This window comes from Parageobacillus sp. G301, from assembly GCF_030268025.1.
Lineage (GTDB): Bacteria > Bacillota > Bacilli > Bacillales > Anoxybacillaceae > Parageobacillus_B > Parageobacillus_B toebii.
In genome coordinates, this window is the sequence record NZ_BSDB01000002.1 from 740575 (window position 1) to 764634 (window position 24060).

General features: G+C 42.1%; 25 protein-coding genes and 1 other annotated feature. Of the genes, 19 read left to right on the forward strand and 6 right to left on the reverse strand.

Translation table 11 applies throughout. The features are described 5' to 3' along the window. The first annotated feature begins 17 nt into the window (after positions 1-17). On the forward strand, positions 18-1118 hold the full coding sequence (locus tag QSJ37_RS12505; RefSeq protein ID WP_285755443.1) for a tetraprenyl-beta-curcumene synthase family protein: 1101 nt from the start codon (positions 18-20) through the stop codon (positions 1116-1118). 13 nt (positions 1119-1131) lie between these two features. Here QSJ37_RS12505 and mnmM read toward each other — a convergent pair whose 3' ends face one another. Both mnmM and mnmL read right to left on the reverse strand, forming a co-directional pair. Beyond that, on the reverse strand, positions 1132-1704 hold the full coding sequence (mnmM, locus tag QSJ37_RS12510) for a tRNA 5-(aminomethyl)-2-thiouridylate-methyltransferase MnmM (protein WP_089098031.1): 573 nt from the start codon (positions 1702-1704) through the stop codon (positions 1132-1134). Continuing rightward, on the reverse strand, positions 1701-2663 hold the full coding sequence (gene mnmL, locus QSJ37_RS12515) for a tRNA modification radical SAM protein MnmL/YtqA (protein WP_285755444.1): 963 nt from the start codon (positions 2661-2663) through the stop codon (positions 1701-1703). Before mnmL ends, mnmM begins: the two co-directional genes overlap by 4 nt. Before the next feature lie 161 nt (positions 2664-2824). Here mnmL and QSJ37_RS12520 point away from each other — a divergent pair, with 161 nt between their 5' ends. From QSJ37_RS12520 to QSJ37_RS12560, 9 genes are all read left to right on the forward strand, one after another. Continuing rightward, a complete protein-coding gene (locus tag QSJ37_RS12520) occupies positions 2825-3088 on the forward strand; it encodes a YtzC family protein (RefSeq protein ID WP_062755042.1) in 264 nt (87 codons plus the stop codon). 14 nt (positions 3089-3102) lie between these two features. Then, a complete protein-coding gene (locus QSJ37_RS12525; RefSeq protein WP_062755040.1) occupies positions 3103-3270 on the forward strand; it encodes a hypothetical protein in 168 nt (55 codons plus the stop codon). Between the two features lie 100 nt (positions 3271-3370). Further along, positions 3371-4564: an MDR family MFS transporter gene (locus tag QSJ37_RS12530; RefSeq protein ID WP_285755445.1), complete on the forward strand. Its 1194-nt coding sequence runs from the start codon at positions 3371-3373 to the stop codon at positions 4562-4564. A gap of 107 nt (positions 4565-4671) precedes the next feature. Further along, on the forward strand, positions 4672-5256 hold the full coding sequence (locus QSJ37_RS12535) for a DUF2087 domain-containing protein (RefSeq protein WP_285755446.1): 585 nt from the start codon (positions 4672-4674) through the stop codon (positions 5254-5256). A gap of 92 nt (positions 5257-5348) precedes the next feature. Beyond that, positions 5349-5581, forward strand: a binding site (T-box leader). A gap of 72 nt (positions 5582-5653) precedes the next feature. Then, positions 5654-8071: a leucine--tRNA ligase gene (leuS, locus tag QSJ37_RS12540; protein ID WP_285755447.1), complete on the forward strand. Its 2418-nt coding sequence runs from the start codon at positions 5654-5656 to the stop codon at positions 8069-8071. A 53-nt stretch (positions 8072-8124) separates the two neighbouring features. Then, positions 8125-8439 (forward strand): rhodanese-like domain-containing protein, encoded by a 315-nt coding sequence (locus QSJ37_RS12545; protein ID WP_285755448.1) that lies wholly within the window; start codon positions 8125-8127, stop codon positions 8437-8439. 368 nt (positions 8440-8807) lie between these two features. After that, positions 8808-10082 carry a helix-turn-helix domain-containing protein gene (locus QSJ37_RS12550; RefSeq protein WP_285755449.1) on the forward strand — a complete coding sequence of 425 codons (1275 nt, stop codon included), beginning with the start codon at positions 8808-8810 and terminating at the stop codon, positions 10080-10082. 8 nt (positions 10083-10090) lie between these two features. Continuing rightward, positions 10091-10222 carry a hypothetical protein gene (locus tag QSJ37_RS12555; RefSeq protein ID WP_285755450.1) on the forward strand — a complete coding sequence of 44 codons (132 nt, stop codon included), beginning with the start codon at positions 10091-10093 and terminating at the stop codon, positions 10220-10222. A gap of 199 nt (positions 10223-10421) precedes the next feature. After that, positions 10422-10601 carry a sporulation protein Cse60 gene (locus QSJ37_RS12560; protein ID WP_017434907.1) on the forward strand — a complete coding sequence of 60 codons (180 nt, stop codon included), beginning with the start codon at positions 10422-10424 and terminating at the stop codon, positions 10599-10601. Between the two features lie 9 nt (positions 10602-10610). Here QSJ37_RS12560 and QSJ37_RS12565 read toward each other — a convergent pair whose 3' ends face one another. Further along, positions 10611-11885: a BaiN/RdsA family NAD(P)/FAD-dependent oxidoreductase gene (locus tag QSJ37_RS12565; RefSeq protein ID WP_285756119.1), complete on the reverse strand. Its 1275-nt coding sequence runs from the start codon at positions 11883-11885 to the stop codon at positions 10611-10613. A gap of 124 nt (positions 11886-12009) precedes the next feature. Here QSJ37_RS12565 and QSJ37_RS12570 point away from each other — a divergent pair, with 124 nt between their 5' ends. Then, positions 12010-13638, forward strand: a complete 1629-nt coding sequence (locus QSJ37_RS12570; RefSeq protein ID WP_285755451.1) for a putative polysaccharide biosynthesis protein — start codon at positions 12010-12012, stop codon at positions 13636-13638. Positions 13639-13658: 20 nt separating this feature from the next. On the opposite strand, the gene QSJ37_RS12575 is transcribed toward QSJ37_RS12570, so the two are convergent. Next, positions 13659-13871 carry a hypothetical protein gene (locus tag QSJ37_RS12575; protein WP_015864854.1) on the reverse strand — a complete coding sequence of 71 codons (213 nt, stop codon included), beginning with the start codon at positions 13869-13871 and terminating at the stop codon, positions 13659-13661. 111 nt (positions 13872-13982) lie between these two features. On the opposite strand from QSJ37_RS12575, the gene QSJ37_RS12580 reads away from it, so the two are divergent. Then, the gene (locus tag QSJ37_RS12580) at positions 13983-14705 is read left to right on the forward strand and encodes a pseudouridine synthase (RefSeq protein ID WP_062755030.1); all 723 of its coding nucleotides are present in this window, start codon (positions 13983-13985) and stop codon (positions 14703-14705) included. Between the two features lie 180 nt (positions 14706-14885). Here the strand turns inward: QSJ37_RS12580 and QSJ37_RS12585 are convergent, their stop codons facing one another. Further along, positions 14886-15107 carry a DeoR family transcriptional regulator gene (locus QSJ37_RS12585; RefSeq protein ID WP_015864852.1) on the reverse strand — a complete coding sequence of 74 codons (222 nt, stop codon included), beginning with the start codon at positions 15105-15107 and terminating at the stop codon, positions 14886-14888. Positions 15108-15370: 263 nt separating this feature from the next. On the opposite strand from QSJ37_RS12585, the gene pepV reads away from it, so the two are divergent. From pepV to QSJ37_RS12615, 6 genes are all read left to right on the forward strand, one after another. Beyond that, complete coding sequence (pepV, locus tag QSJ37_RS12590) at positions 15371-16783, forward strand: dipeptidase PepV (protein ID WP_285755452.1); 1413 nt, start codon at positions 15371-15373, stop codon at positions 16781-16783. Between the two features lie 83 nt (positions 16784-16866). Next, a complete protein-coding gene (locus QSJ37_RS12595; protein ID WP_285755453.1) occupies positions 16867-18045 on the forward strand; it encodes an MFS transporter in 1179 nt (392 codons plus the stop codon). A gap of 16 nt (positions 18046-18061) precedes the next feature. Continuing rightward, positions 18062-18616, forward strand: coding sequence for an RNA 2',3'-cyclic phosphodiesterase (gene thpR, locus QSJ37_RS12600; protein ID WP_081188743.1), 555 nt, complete (start codon positions 18062-18064; stop codon positions 18614-18616). 35 nt (positions 18617-18651) lie between these two features. Next, positions 18652-19605, forward strand: coding sequence for a nuclease-related domain-containing protein (locus tag QSJ37_RS12605; protein ID WP_285756120.1), 954 nt, complete (start codon positions 18652-18654; stop codon positions 19603-19605). A 155-nt stretch (positions 19606-19760) separates the two neighbouring features. Beyond that, a complete protein-coding gene (pulA, locus tag QSJ37_RS12610; protein ID WP_285755454.1) occupies positions 19761-21905 on the forward strand; it encodes a type I pullulanase in 2145 nt (714 codons plus the stop codon). Between the two features lie 247 nt (positions 21906-22152). Further along, positions 22153-22938, forward strand: a complete 786-nt coding sequence (locus QSJ37_RS12615) for a phosphotransferase family protein (protein WP_285755455.1) — start codon at positions 22153-22155, stop codon at positions 22936-22938. Here QSJ37_RS12615 and QSJ37_RS12620 read toward each other — a convergent pair. Beyond that, positions 22909-23178, reverse strand: coding sequence for a YtzH-like family protein (locus QSJ37_RS12620; RefSeq protein ID WP_285756121.1), 270 nt, complete (start codon positions 23176-23178; stop codon positions 22909-22911). The two genes, QSJ37_RS12615 and QSJ37_RS12620, sit on opposite strands and share 30 nt — an antisense overlap. 210 nt (positions 23179-23388) lie before the next feature. Here QSJ37_RS12620 and trmB point away from each other — a divergent pair, with 210 nt between their 5' ends. After that, positions 23389-24051 carry a tRNA (guanosine(46)-N7)-methyltransferase TrmB gene (gene trmB / locus QSJ37_RS12625; RefSeq protein WP_285755456.1) on the forward strand — a complete coding sequence of 221 codons (663 nt, stop codon included), beginning with the start codon at positions 23389-23391 and terminating at the stop codon, positions 24049-24051. Positions 24052-24060: the final 9 nt, after the last annotated feature.

The window sequence follows — 24060 nt, forward strand, 5'->3', positions numbered from 1 at the left end:
CATCTGAGGTGAGCCTGTTGAAAATCCCGACACATCCGATCACTCTTATGAAAAAAGTCTATCGCGACGTCTTTCCGGTAGTGCATCGCGAATTAGCCTATTGGAAACAAAGAGCACAAAATATTCCAGACCCGGAACTTCGAAAACAAGCGTTGGCAAGTATTGAAACAAAAACGTTTCACTGTGAAGGAGGCTCCATTTTATCGTTATTAGCAGGGAAGGAAATGGAAAGGTGTATTCGTTTTATTGTCGCTTATCAAACGATCAGCGACTATCTTGATAATTTATGTGATCGAAGCACTTCATTAGATCCGCTTGATTTTCGAGCTCTTCATGAATCGATGCCTGACGCGTTATCGATTGATGCCGACGTTTCGAATTATTACCGCCATCGTCAAGAACAAGATGACGGTGGCTATTTGCATGACCTTGTACGAACATGTCAAAGTGTTTTAAAGAAAGTGACACATTACGATAAAATTGTTCCGTTTTTGCATGAATTAGCTGGATATTATTGTGATTTACAAGTACATAAACATGTGCATGTAGAGGAGCGAGTACCGCGTCTTGAGAAATGGTTTAAACAATATAAAGATCAGCTTCCACCAATGGAATGGTATGAGTTTTCTGCTTGCTCCGGTTCTACGCTGGGCATTTTTTGCTTAGTTGCCTATGCGTTTACAGAAACATTTCATGAGGAAATGGCAAAACAAATACGCGACGGTTATTTTCCTTATATTCAAGGGCTGCATATTTTGCTTGATTATTTTATTGATCAAGAAGAAGATCGTTTAGGAGGAGATTTAAATTTTTGTTTTTATTATCCCGATCAGTCCGTTTTGTTAGAGCGGCTTTGCCATTTTATCGAAGAGGCGGACCGCCATGTGAATCAATTGCCGCATGGGGAGTTTCATCGTCTCATTCATCGAGGACTTCTTGGTTTATATTTATCGGATGAAAAAGTAAAGAAACAAAAAGAACTCCGCCGCCTTGCGAAAAAGCTTATTCGTTTAGGCGGAATCAATTCTTGGTTTTTCTACTGGAACGGGAGAGCGTATCGTCTGTGGAAAAACAAGCTTTTATCGTCTTCCAAACAAAAGAGGCTGTCTCTTTCCTAAAGGGACAGCCTTTTTATCGTTTTTCGATGGCAATAATAAAAGGAGGATTGTTTTTTTGATTGATGAATTCATATTTTAATACGTGAGCGCTCTTTTGATCCATTGACTTTACATAATGAAGAAGCGCATCCCGTTCGATGGCGCCTTCCGGATGGCCATGATAAACAACGAGAACGATGATCCCTTCTTTCGCCATAATTTGCATCAATTGCTCAATGGCGCGGATCGTTGAATCAGGTTTTGTTACGATTCGCTTATTACCGCCAGGCAGGTAGCCGAGATTAAACATTGCTCCGGTGATGCGGCCATGATAAATAGAGGGAATTTTTTCGATCAGTTGATCGTGGCTTGCTTGAAATAACGTTACTCGGTTTAACATATTGTGTTCTTGAAGGCGGGCCGATGTTTTCGCAATCGCCTCTTTTTGAATGTCAAACCCAAATACGTGTCCAGATTCTCCAACGCGCTGGGCTAAATAAAGCGTGTCATGCCCGTTTCCGACCGTGGCGTCGACGGCGATATCCCCTTCATTCACCGCAAGATCCATCAATGTTCGGGTAAAAGGAAGGATTTTGGCCAATTTCATTGTTTAATCCCTTCTTTTTTATAATACTTCCCTTGATAGCTATCACGGCGTTCGAGTTCCGCATCAATTGCATTTAATACTTCCCATTTATTTACACTCCACATTGGACCGATCATTAAGTCGATTGGACCGTCCCCTGTAATTCGGTGCACAATCATTTCTGGAGGTAAAATTTCTAACTGATCACAGACAAGGTTCACATATTCTTCAAATGACAAAAATTTGACTAGCCCTTTTTCATATTGCTTTACCATCGGTGTTCCTTTTAACAAATGAAGCAAGTGAATTTTAATTCCTTGAATGTCCATGCTTGCCACTGTTTTTGCTGTTTCCATCATCATATCATAATCTTCAAGCGGAAGCCCGTTAATAATATGAGCACAAACGCGAATGCCATGTTTGCGAAGTTTTTCAACTCCTTTTACAAAGCATTCAAAATCATGTGCACGGTTAATAAGCATGGCTGTCCGTTCATGAACGGTTTGCAAGCCCAGTTCGACCCATAAATAAGTGCGCTCGTTCAATTCGGCCAAATATTCGACCACATCATCAGGGAGACAATCCGGGCGAGTTGCAATGGACAATCCTACAACCCCGTCTAAGTTAAGGACGGTTTCGTATTTTTCCCGCAATACGTCTACGGGAGCGTGTGTATTCGTAAACGCTTGAAAATAAGCTAAATATTTTCCGTCTTTCCATTTTTTATGCATTTTTTCCTTAATGTTATTAAATTGGGTCACAAGGTCATCAGCACGATTGCCCGCGAAGTCGCCAGAACCTGCCGCGCTGCAAAACGTACATCCGCCATAAGCGACTGTTCCATCGCGATTCGGACAATCAAAACCGCCATCAAGAGCGACTTTAAATACTTTATAGCCAAACGTTTGTCGTAAATGATAATTCCATGTATGGTAACGTTTATGATCGTTTGTATATGGAAATGGGTTGAACTGTTTCAAAACAAACAGCCGCCTCCTTATTTTTTAAATAACATCATTTCAGCATTGTAACATGATTGGCGGGAAAAATCGACTATTGCCAATCATTAACGTGATATTCGCAAAATGAAATGCGCAAATTAAAAGATGAGGCAAACGATTATACGCTTGGAGGGAATATAATGGCAACGCGGCAATCGGTCGATGAATTTTTGCAGCATTGTGAAGATGTCATTCGTTATGCAAAAGAGCAATATACAGAGGCGCAAAAGCAAGAGCATTATAATGACCTTGAATATACACAAGCACAGCAAATGTTAGAGAGCGCAATCAATGATTTGGCGCATTTAGCGCTTAGCTGTAATGCACAACAGCGCGAACAGCTGCATCGGATGCGTTTGCAGCTTCAACAATTGCAAAATGAAATGATTTTGTTTAATCATTAAGGAGGGCGCACGTCGTGAAAAAACGTTCCAAACAAAACAATCCTGAGCAAAAGACGAGAAACGGCATCAACAATCATGATATCGAATTAGGAAAAGATGTTGATCCGGTGAAACAAGCGAAAAAAGCGTATGAACAAACAGGCGGGCAGCCGCAAAAATCGAAACAGCACGTCGAAGAGTGAAAAAGCTTGTCGACAAAGTCGACAAGCTTTTTTTATTGCCTTTTTTCATCCATCTACATACAATTTACTTTGTTACTCGAATATCGAAGGAGGATTACATATGCCCCGTGCGCTTTGGATATTAATGATCGGTATGGCCATCAACGTGACAGGGGCTTCTTTTTTATGGCCGATGAATACGATTTACGTTCATGAGCAGCTTGGCAAATCACTCTCTGTCGCTGGAATGGTGCTCATGCTCAATTCCGGGGCAAGCGTGGTTGGAAACTTAGCCGGAGGGCTATTGTTTGATAAAATTGGCGGTTTTAAGTCGATGATGATCGGAATTGTCGCGACGATGTCCGCGCTTGTTGGTCTTGTTTTCTTTCATGGCTGGCCGCATTACGCCATCTTTTTAACGATCATCGGGATGGGAAGCGGGATTGTATTTCCAGTAGCGGCTGCGTATGCGGGAGCAATTTGGCCCGAGGGCGGAAGACGGGCGTTTAACGGGCTTTATGTCGCGCAAAATATTGGCGTGGCGGTTGGTTCGGCGCTTGGCGGCGTAGTCGCGTCGTATTCGTTTACGCTTATTTTCCTTGCCAATTTATTGCTATACGCTGTCTTTTGCTTGCTTATCGTGTTTGGATTGCGTCATGTCCGCGTTGCCAAAGCAGCAAAATCAAAGGAGGCGGAAGCGGTGAAAGGAGAGGCGCGCGCCAATTGGTACGCGCTAGTGACGCTTTGTATCGGTTATTTTTTATGCTGGATCAGCTATGTGCAATGGCCGACGACGATTGCTGCTTATACGCAGACACTTCATATTCCGCTGCGGCAATATAGTCTCCTTTGGACAATCAACGGCGCGCTGATTGTATTGGCGCAGCCGCTCTTGTCTGTCGTGATCCAGCGATGGATGCCTTATATCAAGAAGCAAATGCTGGTCGGATTTGCGATTTTTGTCGTTTCGTTTGCTTTATTGCTAGAAGCAGATTCATTCGTGGAATTTGCCGTTGCGATGGTCGTCTTGACGATGGCGGAGATGATCGTCTGGCCGGCGATTCCAACGGTGGCAAGCGAGCTCGCTCCTGCAGGGAAAGAAGGGTTTTACCAAGGATTTGTCAACAGCACGGCTACCGCAGGGCGGATGGTCGGTCCGGTGCTTGGCGGGTTGATCGCTGATTACGCTGGCATGAAACCACTGTTTTCCGTACTTGTTTTCTTTTCCGCACTTTCGCTTGTCACGACGTTCTTCTATGACCGGAACTTGCCAAAGAAGCAAAGCAAAGGGAAACAAACGCTTACAGTAGGGTAGACATGTTCTCTGCTTCATTTTTTATCTGAAAAAATATGGAGGTTGACAATCCTCATCTAATTAGATATAAATCTAATTAGATGAGGATCAAATATAGAGGTGTAGTCATGCAGCTTCATCGTTTAGTGACATTTTTTAAGACGATTGGTGATCCGACCCGTCTTCGCATTATAAAACTGCTTTCGCAAGGACCGCTGCACGGTCAAGCAATCGCGGGGAAACTTGGATTGACCCCGGCGACGATCACCCATCATCTAAAAAAACTTCGCGATATAAACGTTGTTTATGAACGGCGCGATGGAAACATCATTTATTTTTATTTACAGCCATCTGTAGTAAAGCATTATGCGCATGCATTGCTTGATTTGGCTGAACAAAACGAGGGGAAAAAGGAAATGAAAGAGAAAGCCGCAGAACGTCAAAAGGTCATCGAAAACTTTTTTACCAGTGATGGCCGTTTAAAAAATATTCCAGCGCAAAGAAAGAAGAAATTGATTGTGCTTGAGCATATGCTAAAAGGGCTTCAGCCGGGAAAACAGTATACAGAAAAAGAAATCAATGAGTACATTAAAAAATTCCATGAGGATTACGCAACCATTCGCCGCGAATTTATCATGAATAACTATATGTACCGTGAAAACGGCATATATGAGCTGAATCCGCGGGAAATGTGGCATAGAATAGATGAATAACACAAGCGACGCGCGGATATTGACAATCTCTATTTTCCCCACTTGCAATAAAACGACAAATTTTTTAAAATATTATACACGAACAATATTGGTAAATAACGGTGAAAAGGAGTAGTAGTGAACAAAACGGACTGCAGAGAGTTGACGGCTGGTGCGAGTCAACCGAAGTTTGTTCACGAACTCGCCTTGGAGTTGCGAACATGAGCGGCTGTGTGGTTGCCTCGTAATGTTCGCCGTGAATCTGCGTTAACGATATTGAGTGAGCATGCGCCGATGCATGCTAAGAAGGGTGGTACCGCGGGAATTTTCACCTCTCGTCCCTTTTGGGATGGGGGGTTTTTTCATACGTATTTTCGTTAACAATGATGGATATGAAAAAAGAATAGGAGGAAAGACAATGAGCTTTAATCATCGGGAAATCGAAAAAAAATGGCAAGAATACTGGGAAAAAAATAAAACGTTTAAAACGGTCGATGACGATGACAAACCGAAATTTTATGTGCTAGATATGTTCCCGTATCCTTCTGGAGCTGGGCTTCACGTCGGACACCCGGAAGGCTACACAGCGACGGATATTTTAGCACGAATGAAGCGAATGCAAGGATATAACGTGCTTCATCCGATGGGATGGGACGCTTTCGGATTGCCTGCTGAGCAATACGCTCTTGATACTGGAAATGACCCTGCGGAATTTACGGAGAAAAACATTAATACATTCCGCCGCCAAATTAAATCGTTAGGATTTTCGTACGACTGGGACCGAGAAATTAATACGACCGATCCGAATTACTATAAATGGACACAATGGATTTTCTTAAAGATGTATGAAAAAGGATTAGCTTATATGGATGAAGTTCCGGTCAACTGGTGTCCGGCGCTAGGAACGGTACTGGCAAATGAAGAAGTAATTGACGGAAAAAGCGAACGCGGCGGCCATCCAGTCATCCGCAAACCGATGAAACAGTGGCTGCTTCGCATTACAGAGTATGCGGATCGCCTTTTGGAAGACTTAGAAGAGCTAGATTGGCCGGAAAGCGTTAAAGAAATGCAGCGAAACTGGATTGGGCGCTCAGAAGGGGCAGAAATTCGTTTTGAAGTTGATGGCCATGATGAAACGTTCACTGTCTTTACAACTCGCCCAGATACGCTGTTTGGCGCAACATATACCGTGTTGGCACCTGAACATCCTCTTGTCGAAAAAATTACAACTCCGGAACAAAAAGCGGCAGTGGAAGCATATTTAGATGCGATTAAAAGCAAAAGCGACCTCGAGCGCACCGATTTGGCGAAAGAAAAAACAGGAGTATTCACCGGCGCATACGCGATTCATCCGGTCACTGGCGAGAAACTGCCGATTTGGATTGCCGATTATGTGCTGATGAGCTACGGTACGGGCGCGATTATGGCCGTGCCAGCACACGATGAACGCGACTATGAATTTGCGAAAAAATTTAATTTGCCAATCAAAGAAGTAGTCGCTGGCGGTGATATTGCGAAAGAACCGTATACGGGCGACGGAGAACATATTAACTCTGATTTCTTAAACGGCCTCAACAAAGAAGAAGCGATCCAAAAAATGATTGAATGGCTAGAAGCCAATGGAAAAGGACAAAAGAAAGTCACATACCGCCTCCGCGACTGGCTGTTCAGCCGTCAGCGCTACTGGGGCGAACCGATCCCGATCATCCACTGGGAAGACGGTACCATGACGCCGGTGCCGGAAGAAGAACTTCCGTTAAAGCTTCCAAAAACGGATCAAATTAAACCGTCGGGTACAGGAGAATCGCCGCTTGCGAACATCGAAGAATGGGTGAATGTCGTCGATCCGAAAACAGGAAAAAAAGGACGCCGTGAAACGAATACGATGCCGCAATGGGCAGGAAGCTGCTGGTATTATTTGCGCTATATTGACCCGCATAACGATAAACAGCTTGCCGATCCGGAAAAATTGAAAAAATGGCTTCCGGTTGACGTGTATATCGGTGGGGCGGAGCATGCTGTACTCCACTTATTGTATGCGCGCTTCTGGCATAAATTTTTATACGATATTGGCGTTGTACCGACAAAAGAGCCGTTTAGAAAACTATTTAACCAAGGAATGATTCTTGGGGAAAACAATGAAAAAATGAGTAAATCAAGAGGAAATGTCGTCAACCCGGACGATATTATCGAAAGCCATGGCGCCGATACGCTCCGCTTATACGAAATGTTCATGGGGCCACTTGAAGCGTCCATCGCATGGTCAACAAAAGGGTTAGACGGGGCGCGCCGTTTCTTAGACCGTGTTTGGCGCTTGTTTGTCGGTGAAAATGGCGAGTTGAATCCGAAAATCGTTGACAATCCAGAAACAGATACACTAGAGCGAGTGTATCATCAAACGGTGAAAAAAGTAACGGAAGATTATGAATCGCTTCGTTTTAATACAGCGATTTCGCAATTGATGGTGTTCATTAATGAAGCATATAAAGCGCCGGTATTGCCAAAAGAGTATATGGAAGGATTTGTGAAACTATTATCACCGGTTTGCCCGCATATCGGGGAAGAACTATGGCAAAAACTCGGCCATAATGATACGATCGCATACGAACCATGGCCAACATATGATGAGTCAAAATTAGTCGAAGAGGAAGTCGAAATTGTTGTTCAAGTAAATGGAAAAGTAAGAGCAAAACTGCGTGTACCTGCAGATCTATCAAAAGAAGAGCTTGAACAGATGGCTATGCAAGACGAGAAAATTCAAGAACATATTGCAGGAAAAACAGTGCGTAAAGTGATTACTGTACCAGGAAAATTAGTCAATATCGTGGCAAACTAATAAAAAATGCCCCTCTTTTTACGAGGGGCAAATGATTGAAGGGAGATTCGAGGATGGAAGAAATTAAAGAAATTACCGCGGCGGAAGTAAAAGAAAGGCTTGATCGCGGCGAAAAGCTGAACATTGTCGACGTGCGCGAGGATGAGGAAGTCGCGCTTGGCATGATCCCTGGCGCCAAACATATCAAAATGGGGGAAATTCCAAGCCGGCTCAATGAATTCAATAAAGAGGAAGAGTATATTTTCGTCTGCCGCTCGGGCCGGCGCAGCGAAAATGTTTGCTATTATTTGCAGGAATTAGGCTACCGCGTTTGCAATATGGTCGGCGGGATGCTTGAATGGGAAGGAGATACGGTGCCGAAAAAATAGCCTATTGTTTTAGGTGGTTGACATCAGAAAATCATCCTAGTACTTTTTTAACGTTCGGTTGTTTCTTGACGAAAAATGACCGAGCGTTTTTTTTTCAAGATGGTGACATTTTTGCAACTCGTTTTTCGTCAACACGGCGATATTTTCCCAAATGAAATATGGAAACATAGAATTATTGCACTTGTAACCCGTTGATTTTCTCAATAAACGAAAGAGCATTATTTAGTATAATAAAAGACATAAAAGCGATGCCGTCTTTTTTTCTATCCCTTTAGCACTATTAGCTACTTCCTAATCTGATAAAAATATTGTATAATTTTCATTAAATTTAAACTATTCAGACGAATAGATAAAGGGGTAGATATTTATTGAAGATTGGCGATCGCTTAAAACTCACCCGTCTCAAAAAAGAAATGACTCAAGAGGAAGTGGCGGAAGGAATTATTTCCGTATCGTATTTGTCGAAAATTGAAAACAACCAGGTAACGCCGAGTGAAGAAGTGTTGCACTTGCTTTATCAGCGGCTTGAGATTGACAACTTATTTAACGAACGGATGAATGAACTGATGAAGCAAATGATGTTATGGTATAAGGCAATAACGGATAAAAATGAATGGAAAGCAGTGGAAATGTATGAAAACATAAAGAAAATGATAGAGTATTTTAACGATGCGGAAGCAAATACCTATTTTCTGCTAATGGAGATGCGCTATTATTTGTTCATGAAAAATATTTCCGCCGCCGAAGCTGCGATGATGCAGATTCGTGAATTGTACAATACATTTGACCATGAAATGAAATACTACTATTACAAATTTGTCGGGCTTTTATATTATTGCATAGAAAAATATGAAGAAGCGCTCGAATATTATAAAAAGGCAGAGGAGCTGTTTCGGCTTCAATCGTTTCCAAAGTGGGAAGAAGCGGATCTGTATTATTTGCTATCGCTTGCATACAGTCGGTTATGGAAAATGTTAAGCTGCATCAACTATGTGCAGCGCGCGCTAGCCATTTACCAAGCAGATTATAACTTAAAGCGAAGCGCGGAATGTCATGTGCTGCTAGGAATTTGCTATCGAAGGTATGGCGAGGTGGACAAAGCGCTCGAATATTACTCCCTTGCGCAAAAGGCGGCGCAAATGGTCAACGATATTGAACTGCTGGGCATTATTGAGCATAATTTAGGATATTTAAAATCGATGATGAAGGAGTATCGGGAAGCAATTCAACACTATGAAAATAGTTTAGTATATAAAAGACAAGCTATGCTTGCCGATCGTTTTATCACCTTGTTCTCCCTCATCAAAGAATACTATAGTTCGCAAAATTATCGCAAGGCACTGGCAATTGTGGAAGAAAGCTTACAGCTTTTGAGACAGCATTCCGACTATACTTCATCTGAATATTACTTTCATTTTACTGCCTATCAATATTTATTGTCGAATAACGTTTCTGAGCGAGACTTTGAAATGTTTATGAAAAATGAGGTTCTCCCTTATTTTCAAAAACATAAAAAATATGAAGACGTGGCACAATATGCTGAATATTTAGCGGACTACTACGAACGGTGTCGCAAGTACAAGCTAGCAAGCAAATACTATAAAATAAGCTATGAGTTTTTAAAAAAAATTATTCATATATAGGAGGGATTATGTTGAAAAAAGTGATTGTTAGTGTATTGTCGGTGGTGGTATTAGGGGCGCTTGTTCTTATTGGCCATGACCAAGATCCGAAAGAAGTTGCTAAAGATCAGTTTCCACCGCCAACTGTGATTGTAGAATAATAATAAAAATCAGCTGGCACAAATGTCACCAGCTGATTTTTATTTTAGATAAGTATTATTTCTCATAAGGAAATGGGGCTTGTTTGAAGAAAATAAGAAAAATATCTTTTATTTGTTGCTTTATAAAAATAAAGGAATTCACACAATAGCCGGTGAAAATGATGAAATGGAAGAAAAAAGCCGGGAGAGGAGAAGCAAAATGTACAAAGTCAAAGTATTCGATAAAGAGCATGAAAAAGATTTGGAAGCGGCGGTAAACGATTTTTTATCGCGATTAAAAGATGGACAGTTAATCGACGTCAAATACAGCGTGGCGGCGATGGAGTCGGAAGGAGAGCAAATTTACTGCTTTTCGGCAATGATTATTTACCGGACCTAACGTTGCCTGTTAAGTCCGGTGGGAAATGGCGTATGTGGCGGCATTGACGCCGGCGAGCCGGCCGGTCACCAGCGCTGCGGTGATGTTATAGCCGCCTGTATAGCCGTGAATATCTAAAATTTCCCCGCAAAAATAAAGACCTTCCATGCATTTGGAAGCCATCGTTTTCGGCTGGATTTCTTTCACTGAAACGCCTCCGCCAGTGACGAACGCTTTTTCTAGCGGCAATGTGCCGTGAACGTGAAACGTAAATTGTTTACAATGTTGAATGAACGTTCGAATTTTTTCGTGCGAAAGCATTCCGGCCGGTGTTTGCGGATCGATATGGCTTTGTTCGAGCAAAAATAATATATATCGCTCCGGTAGCAAGCCTTTCAACACGTTTTTGATCGCTTTTTTCGGCTCTTCCTTGCATAGATGGGCAATGTGCTGAAACAGTTCTTCCTTATTTTGGTCAGGAAGCGCATCAATGCTCATCATCACCGCATCTTCGCCATACTTTTTCAGCGCTTTAACGACAAATTGGCTGCAGCGAAGGGCGGCGGGGCCGGAAATGCCGAAATGGGTAAAAAGCATGTCCATTCGATGGGTAATGATCGGTTTTCCGTTTGGTTTCAGAACGCTTAAAGCGATATCGCGTAACGACAAGCCTTGCAGTGTCCGCTCTTGAATAAACGGTTCGTTTGATGTAATCGGAACCTCGGTTGGAAATAGTTCGGTGATCGTATGTCCTGCCTTTTCCGCCCAAGCATAGCCATCGCCGGTAGAGCCTGTTTGCGGAACCGATTTGCCGCCAACGGCGACAACAACTGCTTTTGCGCCGATAAATTCGCCTGTTTTTAGCGTTACGCCTATCGTTTTTCCATGCTCGTATTCGACGTCGGCAACCGGTGTGTTAAGCCGAACGTCTACATGCAGCCGTTTTAATTCGTTTACTAACGCTTGTACAACAGATTGCGCGTTATCGGTCACCGGAAACATGCGGCCATGATCCTCTTCTTTTAACTGTACGCCTAACCGTTCGAAAAAGCGGATAATATCTTCATTATTAAATTCAGAAAAAGCGCTGTATAAAAACCGTCCATTTCCTGGAATATGTTTAATAATCTCTTCGACAGGGAGACGGTTTGTTACGTTGCATCGCCCGCCGCCGGAAATGGCAAGCTTCCGCCCAAGCTTGTTCCCTTTTTCAATAAGAAGCACTTTTGCGCCCTGTTCCGCAGCGCCAATTGCCGCCATTAATCCCGATGGCCCTCCCCCAATAACAACAACTTCATATGTCATCTTCTTCACTATCCTTTCCTTCTGGATTATAATGGAGCGGGGGAAATTTTCTCGACCTGATCAAAAATATGATAAAATAACATAGTTATTATTTTCAATGTGATCAAATTAGGGAAGGGATCGTATGTCTACCTCAAAATTATTGCGCGGGACGTTTATTCTGACAGCTGGTGTTATGATTTCCCGGATTCTCGGTTTAATTTATGTCATTCCTTTTTATCATCTTGTAGGAGAAGAAGGCGGTGCGCTTTACGGATATGGATATGTGCCGTACCAAATTTTTCTCAGCCTTGCTACAGCAGGACTGCCACTGGCGGTTTCCAAGTTTGTGTCCAAATATAACGCTTTAGAAGAGTATCGTGTCGGTTATGTGTTATTTCGATCGGGATTACGATTAATGATCGTTACCGGCATCGTTTCTTGTGTTGTTTTATATACCATTGCCCCATGGATTGCTCCGTTTGTGATTGATGAACGTGCGAACGTCAATTCTATTGATGACGTCGTAACTGTTATTCGCGCGGTAAGTTTTGCGCTTATTATCGTTCCTGTCATGAGCTTAATCCGCGGTTTTTTCCAAGGCCATGAATCGATGGGGCCGACAGCGCTATCACAAGTAGTTGAACAAATCGTCCGCATCGCCTTTTTGTTAATCGGTTGTTACGTTGTGTTGCGCGTATTTGAAGGTTCTCTCGTTACGGCAGTCAGTGTGGCAACGTTTGCTGCATTTGTCGGCGCAATCGGCGGGCTTGCCATTCTTATTTGGTATTGGTGGAAACGAAAGAAGTATCTGGATGATTTATTAGAGAGAGATCGTGGACAAGTCACGCTTTCTCTGAAAGAGATGTACAAAGAATTATTTCTGTATGCAGCGCCGTTCGTTTTTGTTGGGCTGGCGATGCCGCTTTACCAGTTAATTGATCAGTTTACCTTTAACCATGCGATGGCGAACATAGGGCTTGGGAAAATTTCTGAGCATGCTTATTCTATTTTTAATATATGGGCGCAGAAACTTGTCATTATTCCGGTAACGCTCGCGACATCATTTAGTTTGACGCTGATTCCAACGATTACAAAGGCGTATGTAGAAAAAGACCGGAGATCGTTGCGAAAATATTTAAACCAAACGTTTCAAGTCGTCATGTTTTTAACATTGCCTGCCGTTGTCGGCATGGCACTTCTTGCAGAACCAGTTTATGCCGCGTTTTATAGCTATGATCCGCTTGGAGAGCAAGTGTTGCGCTGGTATGCGCCAACCGCCATTTTGTTCGCATTGTTTTCCGTGACAGCGGCGATGCTGCAAGGCATTAATCAACAACGTTTTTCGGTCGTCAGCTTAACGATGGGACTTTTTGTGAAACTGTTACTCAATACGTTTCTTATCACAAAATTGGCGACGATTGGTGCGATACTTGCGACGATGTCTGGTTATTTTGTTTCGGTTGTATTTAATTTATGGATTATTAAAAAATACACCAACTACCAATATCAGTTTGTCATGCGCCGCACGATTTTTATTGGAATATTAACGGCGCTTATGTCAGGATTTGTTGCGATTGTGCAGCTGCTTTTGAAATCAATGCTGCATTATCATGGCGGAAGAGTGGAATCGATCGTGATTGTTGCGATTAGTGCGCTTATCGGCGCTGGGGTGTATTTCTTTTTCAGCGAACGGTCTGGGTTGCTTGTCTCGCTGTTTGGAAATCGATTTGCGTTTTTGCAGCGCAGAAAGGAAAAGAAGGCGGTCTCTTAGCCGCCTTCTTTTCTAAAAGATTAAAATTGTTCAAAAGGAAGCCCAAGTCGGCGCTCGACGCGTTGCAAACGGCGGTTAAGGCGATTGAGACGATCTTCATGACGCTGTAACGTCCGTTCGATCCGATTCAGTTGCTGTTGAATGTTTCCGAAACCTCCTGGGAAGCCTGGGCCAAAAGGTTGAGTAGGTTGTTGACGATAATCATCTGTCACTGGAAGATAATAATAATTCATTATGGGCAAATCTCCTTTCTTCTTTTTTCTTTCATAGTGTATGGAAATAGGAAGAATGCGGACTAGACAAACGCCTAATTGAAGCAAATTTTTTAAAAGGTGGTGAAAACATTGGGATTGCGTATTGATAAAATGCTCGCCAACATGGGGTATGGGACAAGAAAAGAAGTAAAAAAATTGCTGAAATCAGGAGTCGTCAAAATTGACGGGGTTGTGGTCAAAGATCCGAAAACACAAGTCAACCCGACGGAGCAGGTCGTGACAGTGCGGGGAAAAGAAGTGGAGTATAAAGAATTTATTTATTTAATGATGAACAAACCGCCGGGAGTCGTTTCGGCGACGGAAGATGTGGTGGAAGAAACGGTTGTTGACCTGCTAGAAGAGGAAGATCGCGTGTTTTCGCCATTCCCAGTTGGGCGTCTGGATAAAGATACAGAGGGGCTTTTATTGTTGACGAATGATGGGCAATTAGCTCATCAGCTGCTTTCCCCGAAAAAGCATGTGCCGAAAACGTATTTTGCCGTTATTGAGGGGGAAGTGACAGAGGAAGATGTGGCGGCATTCCGCCACGGGGTGGTGTTGGATGATGGTTACGAAACAAAGCCAGCGGAACTGGTGGTTTTAAAATCGGGACTTCGTTCGGATGTGGAGGTAACGATCACAGAAGGAAAGTTTCACCAAGTGAAGCGAATGTTCCGGGCGATAGGTAAACGGGTCATTTACTTAAAACGGATTCAAATGGGGCCTCTTGTGCTTGATCCGTCGCTAGATCTTGGTGAATATCGAGAATTGACGGATGAGGAAGTGGAGATGTTAAAACAATTTCGCCCATGAACCTTCCTCCCTTCACTCCGTTTAGAGGAGGAGAGACTTCTCTAGGATTAAAGCTGAAAAAAAAGGAACCGCACTTAGGTTCCTTTTATATGCAAACTAATACGTATTCTTTTTTGGCATGTTGAGGCTTATTCTTATCTCGCTATAACCTCTCACCTTTCTCTCTCTTCTTCGCACCCATTAAGAAGATATTCGTACCTTCTTATTGGTTGTCGTCCATTTGCCTTTGCTAGGGCTGCGAACTAGGTCGTTATACGCTAACACGTTTAAATCACGCTGAATCGTTCTTGGGGTGGTGCCAAACTCATCAACAAGCTCTTGTGTCGTTACGGTTCCTTTCTCACTAATGTACATGTATACGGATTTAATTCGTGTTAGCATACGATGTGTTGAAGGTTTCAAAAAACCACTCCCTATCATTGCATAATTCGCATGGCACAACATCGCTGCTTCTGAGATGAGAGATTATATCTTGCTGTGATTTACTATCATTTTACACGAAAATAGATGAAAAATGCTACCTATTTACCGACATTAACAAAATATTTCAATATTTTTTAATAAGATATTAATATTATCGTAAAAAAAGAAAACTTTGACTTCATTTCTTCGTTTATGTTACGGTTGCAGCAAGAAAAAAATGAAAAAAGAAAGGAAGAATGGCGATGAATATCGATTGGATGGAAGAGGTATTGAAGCGAAAAGAGGCGCTTATTCAAGATACGCAGGCGCTATTGCGCATTCCGAGCGTTCTCGATGAAGAGAATGCAACAGAAGAAGCCCCACTTGGACAAGGAGTATACGAGGCGTTGCAGTTTTTATTGCAGAGGGGCCAAGAAGAAGGGTTTGCGGTAAAAAACGTCGATGGTCTCGCGGGACATCTTGAAATCGGACAAGGAGAGGAACTCATCGGCGTATTATGCCATGTGGATGTTGTACCACCGGGAGATGGCTGGTCAAGCGACCCGTTTGCTGCAGAAATCCGTGATGGGAAATTATATGCTCGCGGCGCGATTGACGATAAAGGACCGACAATGGCAGCATTTTATGCTATGAAAATTGTGAAAGAACTCGGGTTGCCATTGCAAAAACGAGTGCGTATGATTGTTGGAACAGATGAAGAAAGCAAGTGGCGTTGTGTCGAACATTATTTTAAGCATGAGGAAATGCCGACAATGGGATTTGCTCCGGATGCGGATTTTCCGATTATTTACGCGGAAAAAGGAATTGTCGATATGGATTTGCGCAAGCCATCAATAGGAACACAGGAAGAAAGTGAAATTCGGCTGCAGTCGTTCCAGGCAGGACGACGTTATAATATGGTTCCTGACTTTGCTAAAGCGGTATTGCTCGTTCGTGCAGACCGGCAACAAGAAATCGAACAGCAGTATCGCCAGTTTCTTCATGAGACAAGCATGAATGGAAATGCTGTTGTGGAAGGCAATACCGTTACTCTTCAATTAGAAGGAATTTCCGCTCATGCGATGGAACCAGAAAACGGGAAAAATGCAGGTTTATGGCTGGCGAAGTGGCTATCAGATGTTGCGTTGGATACGCAGGCGCAATCGTTTATCCGTTTTGTGACGGACTATTTCTTTGCCGATTCTCGCGGAAAAGCGTTAGGCATTGCTTACAACGATGAGATTACCGGCGATTTAACAGTCAATGTTGGAATATTATCATATGATGCGCAAGCTGGAGGAAAGCTTGGCATTAACATACGCTATCCGGTCACCAATGATATAGAACAAACGAAGCAAAAACTACAGAACATCGCAGCGCAGCATGGTTTTGCGTTGGAACATTTTAGCGATTCAAAACCGCACTATGTTGATCCAAATCATGTACTTATAAAGACGCTTCAACGCGTGTACGAAGAACAAACAGGAGAGCATGCTTCCCTGCTTTCCATTGGCGGCGGTACATATGCCCGTTCGCTGAAAGCGGGAGTAGCGTTTGGACCGCTATTTCCGGGACGGCCGGATGTGGCGCATCAAAAGGATGAATATATCATGATCGATGATTTATTGAAAGCAACGGCGATTTACGCTCAGGCAATTTATGAATTAGCAAAATGAAAAAATTCTAAACATATGTTACGATAAAGAAAAACCGCTCTTTTTAGGGCGGTGCTTTTTCATGAAAGGATGCGGAATCAAGTATGGAGGCAGCGTTAAAACGAGGGGAATCGACTGGTAAGTCCACATTTTCGTTATTTTATTTCTTTATATTTTTTGCATTCGGAGCATTATTTCCGCTTTTATCCGTATATTTACAAGAAGTGGTCGGTCTTTCGGGAACAGAAATTGGAGTCATTATGTCCATAAGTCCAGTCACAATGATTTTTGTACAGCCGATTTGGGGAATGATTACCGATTATACACGTAAACCGGTTTTCGTGCTGACAATCGCACTATTAGCTACTTCATTCATTGGACTAATGTATTCATTTGTGCATGAATATCATTGGCTTATTGTCATGGCTGTTTTACTGGCGTCCGCCCAAAGTGCGATCGTTCCGATTTCCGACAGCATTACTCTTCATTATGCGCAAAAGAATGGCGAAAAGTATGGATCTATTCGTTTATGGGGATCGATCGGTTTTGCTGTTGCCGTACTGATTGGCGGGTGGCTATCAGACCGCATTGCGCTTGTTGTCATTTTTTATTTGTTTTCGTTTATGCTAATACTGTCCGGCTTGCTCGCCAGCCGGCTTCCAAAAGAAAGCCAAACGATGAAAGCGGAAGCGCTGCGCGGTATAGCGCAGCTGTTTCGAATTCCTCATTTTGTATTATTGTTGCTCGCTACTTTCTTTATTTTTGGTCCTATTCTAGCGAATAACTTTTATTTTGGGATATTCATTAAACAGCTTGGTGGTACGTTGACGGGAATAGGCTTGGCGTTTTTATTGGCGGCAGGAAGTGAAGCCCCATTTATGAAAATGACAGATGGGCTTATTCATCGGTTTGGGATGGTTCCGCTTTTAATGTTTGCTACTGTTGTATCATGTTTACGTTGGCTGTTTTATTTTTTCGAGCCGCCGCTCTTTTTCGTATATATGACAACGCTTGTTCAAGGTCTTTCCGTCGGCTTATCTATTCCCGCGGCGCTTCAATATGTACGTGATGTTGCGCCAAAACAAGTAAGGGCGACAGCAGTATCCCTTTATTCCGCTGTAGGCAATGGGTTAGGCGTTTGGTTTTGTACATTTATCGGTGGATATATGCTTGAACGTTATCATATTGGGGCTATATATTTATTTTTCAGCGTTTGCACGTTTGTCGGCATGCTTTCATTAGTGTGCATTCATTTGCTAAATAAGAAAAAAGCTTCGGCATAAGAAAAGGTGGAGAACGATGAAAAAAACGCATTATTTTATCGCTATCCCTATCGCTAGTGAAGTAAAAAAACAGATTTCACAATGGAGAGATGGAATCGTTTCCCATTTTCCATTTCGTTCATGGGTGCATGAAGAAGATTACCATATTACATTAGCATTTTTAGGATACGTTCCACCTGCAAAATTGGATGCGATATGCAAAACAATGACGCAGGTGGCAAAGCGCCACGCTCCATTCTTATTATCGTTATCAGAAATACATACATTTGGAAATCGAACAGCGCCGCGGATTTTATGGCAAGGAGTGGAAAAAGAAGAAAAACTATTTGCCCTGCAACGCGATGTGTATACCGCCTGTATCGATATCGGATTTTCTCTAGACAAACGGCCGTTTACCCCGCATATTACGATTGCTCGCAAATGGCAAGGAAATGAAGAGTTTCGCTTAGATGCGCTTAAGCAGAAATCAAGAGTAACGGCGACCTTTTCCGTTCATGAAATAGTGTTATATCAAACCCATTTAGAGCGAACACCAAAATATGAAGCGCGCGCTTTGTTCCCGCTTTTCTAAAAGTAAACTTCTTATTTGAAGGAAGTGTTGTGAGTGTGGGCCAATTAATAAAGCTTCAAGACTATATTTCCAAGTATGAAACGGATGTGTACCGCTACACAAGTGAATTTATTCGTCTAAAGAAAAAACAATGGGAGCAGACGAAAGAACAATGGGAAAACAATAGAAGAAATAATGATGCTCCTCAACCGGATGAAACGTGGGAATGGCTAGTAGAAAAACCGTCATTGTTGGAGCGGATGAAAAAATGGTTTCGACGCTCTTCCATATCAGAAGAAGCGACAGAGGTACAAGTAAATCATTGGAACGAAGAAGAGAGCTTGTCGACTATGATTGCGGAAGCAAAAAATATAGATGAATTAAAAATTTTATTTTTGGAAAATATGTTCGAATTGCAATTAAAATGGGCAAGCTCTACGATATGGTATGAATCGAAGGTAAATAAAAAGTTTTACTATGAAGAAAGGTTGAAATATTTTTTACAGCGTTTTCCCGACACATATTTATGTTTATACAAACCCGTATTTTTGGTCAAAAGCGCTCCGGTCGAATTAGATGTCATTTTATTAAGTCCGACCACAACATGGTGTATTACGTTTGCCGAAGGGGAAAAAGATAATATTATCATAGCGTCTTCAGACCGTTTTTGGACGGAAATAACGAAGCGGGAAGAAAAGAAAAAAATCAATCCGGTTATCGCTTTGCAACGAATGGAAAAAATAGTGGCAGATATATATAAACAGTACCATATTGATTTTCCTATCAAAAAAGCAGTGGTGAATCGTTATGGCTATATCGATGATCACCGTACTTTTAGCAATGTGCAGTTTATTGACAAACGAAATTATGAACGTTGGTTTTCGTCTTTGCGGGAATTAACGATTCCGTTGAAGCATGTGCAATTAAAAGCGGCATCTTTTTTGTTGCGCCATTGCTATAGTCACTATGATATACGAACAAATTGGAATACGGATGAAGAAAAGGTGTAAAGCTAATTACACCTTTTTTATTGGCATTTACGTTACGGAATAACGCAAAAGTCCTGCGATACAGCCAGCTGCTGCATAAGCTTCATTTGCACCGTATTTCCTATGTTTCGCATATGATATAGCACACTAGTATACACAAAAGGGGGTGAATGGATTTGCACGATATACATCGAGAGTTTGAAGCATATTTAGATGCAATGAATTTGGCGACGATTTTAGTGCCAAAATCGTATCGCGATGGAAAAATACAAATATTTACGTTAGAAACGCCGCATAAAGAGCGCGATCCTTTGCAAATAGAGCGCCAAATAGATTTAGGATCAAGCATGAAATATGAGTGCATCATCGATATCCCGATAGAAATAGGAAAACGTTATCTTATTTATGATCATCAAGGTGGAGTCACTGATTTGCAAATCGGAGCGGTTGTTCGAACCGTGCCATTTGATGACAAATTTTTTTATGACGGCGATTTAGGAGTTGCGTATACGCAGGAGCAAACAACCTTCAAAGTTTGGGCGCCTACGGCAACGGAGGCAAAAGTAAAGCTGATTGACCCAAAAACAAAAAAAGCCGACTATATACCGTTAGAACGATTGGAAAAAGGAGTATGGACGGCGACTGTATTCGGTGATATGGAAGGGATCTATTACACATATGTCGTATGTGTGAACGCTGTTTGGCGTGAAGCCGTGGACCCGTATGCGGTTGCTGTTTCGGTTAACGGGGAGTATGGGGTTATTATCGATTTAGCGAAGACACGCATCGAAAAACCATCCGTCCCTCCGCTTTCATCCCCAACTGACGCGATTATTTATGAAATGCATATCCGTGATTTTACGATTCATCCGGAAAGCGGTATTATGCATAAAGGGAAATATTTAGGGTTGACCGAACTGGAAACAAAGGGGCCAAATAATACGACAACAGGGCTTTCTTATTTAAAAGAGTTGGGCGTCACTCATGTAGAATTGCTCCCATTTAATGATTTTGCCGGAGTGGATGAGTGCAATCCATTGCAGCAGTATAATTGGGGATACAATCCGCTTCATCATAACGCTCCGGAAGGGAGTTATGCGACCGACCCGAATGATCCGTATGCTCGTATCCGCGAATTAAAGCGGGCGATTCATACGCTGCAAGCACAGGGCATTCGTGTCATTATGGATGTTGTCTACAATCATGTTTATATGCGCGAGCAGTCTTCATTCGAGAAAATCGTTCCTGGATATTATTTCCGCTATGATGCATACGGCAATCCGGCTAATGGCACCGGAGTTGGAAACGATATTGCTTCCGAACGAAAAATGGTGCGAAAATGGATTATAGACTCGGTGCGATTTTGGGTGGAAGAATATCATGTCGATGGATTTCGCTTTGACTTAATGGGAATTTTAGATATCGAAACGATGAAAGCGGTTCGTGAAATGCTTGATACACTTGACCCGTCCATTCTTGTACTCGGAGAAGGATGGAATTTGCCGACACCGCTCCCGTCCGAACAAAAAGCAACGATGCAAAACGCAGAAAAATTGCCGCGTATTGCCTATTTTAACGATTATTTTCGTGACAGTGTCAAAGGAAGTACATTCCATCTGTATGATCGAGGGTTCGCACTTGGCGATTTCAATGATCGGGAAAAGGTGAAAGTAGCGATTAGCGGAAGCGTTCGCAAGAAACACGGACTATTTCTTCATCCAACCCAAACGATTAATTATGTCGAGTCCCATGATAACCATACGTTATGGGATAAAATGGAGATCGCTAACGGTCATGAAGATGAACAAACAAGAAAAAAGCGGCAAAAATTAGCGACAGCGATCGTGCTGCTTTCGCAAGGAATTCCGTTTTTGCATAGTGGCCAGGAATTTTATCGGACAAAGCAAGGAGTAGAAAATAGCTATAATGCTCCTGATTCGATTAATCAAATCGACTGGAAACGAAAGAGCGAGCATGAAGACGATGTCCGCTATGTTCAAGGGCTTATTCAGCTCCGAAAGTCCCATCGCGCTTTCCGATTTACTACCGAAGCAGAAATAAACAATCACCTTTTTTTCCTTGAGACACCAGCATTCATCATCGCATACCATCTTCGCGATGTACAGCAATATGGACCTTGGTGTGACATTATTGTTATTCACCATAATCAAGTAGAAAAACAGTCTGTTTTTCTGCCTGATGAAGAAGAATGGCATGTCATTTGTGACGGGATTCACAGTGGAACGGTTCCACTGTTTTCCGTGCGTAAACAAATAAACTTGACTGGAATTGGAACATGGGTGCTTGTGAAACAAACATAAACATATTTTTCCTATTTTTTACAAAATGCACAAAACATTTGCAAGATGTGGTGATATTTCAGTATAATACAAGTAAAATAAACGAGCAAGAACGGAAACTTGGATGTCTTTTTGTTTGCGGAAAATAAAAATGTGAATTGACGAAAAAAAGCTCTTCCATATAAAATCTAGTAAGACAGCTATTGTCTGAAAATACGAAATCAGGTGATGCTGTCTCTTATTTTTTTAAGTCGAAGGTGAACTTGCTTTGGAACAGTTACTAGGAAAGGAGTGGGACATCACTCCTGCTGGCGGCACAACTGGAGATGCGTATTTTGCGGAATATGAGGGGAGAAAGTTGTTTTTAAAACGGAATTCTTCGCCATTTCTTGCGGTTTTATCAGCGGAAGGCATCGTCCCAAAACTGATTTGGACGAAGCGGATGGAAAATGGCGATGTGTTTACCGCTCAACAGTGGTTGAACGCAAGGGAATTGAAGCCACAAGATATGGGAAGTGAACAAGTGGCGAACTTATTGCGGAAAATTCATCGTTCCAAAGATTTAGTAACGATGCTGAGAAGGTTAGGAAAAACGCCATTACTGCCAGAGATGATGATGGAAAAACTAAAAGAGCAATTCACTCCCCATTCATTTGAGGAGCCGTTAGTGGAACAGGCTGTCGATTGGCTCGAACAGCATATGTCTTCGCTTCAATGTGATGAGTATGTCGTCTGTCACTGTGATATTAACCATAACAACTGGCTGCTTGCTGAAGATGGAAAATTGTACTTAATTGATTGGGATGGTGCGATGATTGCCGATCCGGCCATTGATATCGGGATGTTGCTTTATTCCTATATTCCTGAAGAAAAATGGGAAGATTGGCTCGAACTTTACGGCCTTAAGTTAACCGATGATTTGCGTTTTCGCATGAAATGGTATACCATAGCGCAAACCCTTCACTCGCTTATATGGCAAAAAGAAAAAAATGCAAAAAAGGAAATGCAACAGTCGTTGCATTTCCTACGTAAGCTGATTGACCCACTCCGATAATTGCTGTTGATGGGATAAAATGTGAGAGTTTAAATCAGCGCTATACTTTCCGTTTTGTCCGTATGTGTAAATGTCCGGAAGTACTCTTTTTACTTGTGGATGCACTTGTTCATTTCCCATCAATGATTTTACGAGCCGTTCGATTTGTTCACATTCGGAAACGGTGCCGCAGCAGTCAGCTTGATGTTCCGATAAAATATCTTTTAATATGGTGATTTGATGCTCGTGATTTAGTGGCAACATTACCACCATCCTTTGAAAAAGTATGCTATACATTTATAATATGCGCCGATATAGGGGGTTTTATCATTCGTTTTTCGCAGTCGTACGCACGGCTGTGTTTTTTTATGGCGAAAAAGTTTTGTCCTAGGCATCGATAAATGAGCTTGCATATTTGTGCTTATTCATGATATCGTTGACAACGATGAACAAAGAAACAGAGGTGTCGGTATGCGTCTACGTAATAAACCATGGGCAAAAGAAAAAATTGCTGCATATCCACAATACGTTATTCCAAATCCAGAGGAACATAAGGGAAGATGGAATGAGTTATTTGGTAATGATCACCCGATTCATATCGAAATTGGTACAGGAAAAGGAAAATTTATTACAGAAATGGCGAAAGCAAATCCGAACATTAACTATATTGGTATTGAACTGTACCCAAGTGTACTTGTCTCTGCATTAGATAAACTCATTGAAAATGAATTGCCGAATTTGCGTTTATTAAATGTGAATGCGAAAGATTTAACAAATTTTTTTGCGGAGGGAGAAATCGAACGCATTTATTTAAACTTCTCCGACCCATGGCCGAAAAAACGGCATGAAAAGCGACGATTAACATATCGTGCGTTTCTCGAGTTGTATGAGAAAGTGTTAGTGGATGAAGGAGAAATTCATTTTAAAACCGATAATCAAGGCTTTTTTGAATATTCGCTTGTTAGTTTTTCACAATATGGATTAGTGCTGACATACGTAAGTTTGGATTTACACAATAGTGATTTTGAAGGGAATGTGATGACGGAATATGAAGAAAAGTTTTCAGCAAAAGGAAATCGCATTTACCGATGTGAAGTAAAATATCCGCCAAAACAACGCAAGGCTGGTCTTTGAAGAAAAGAC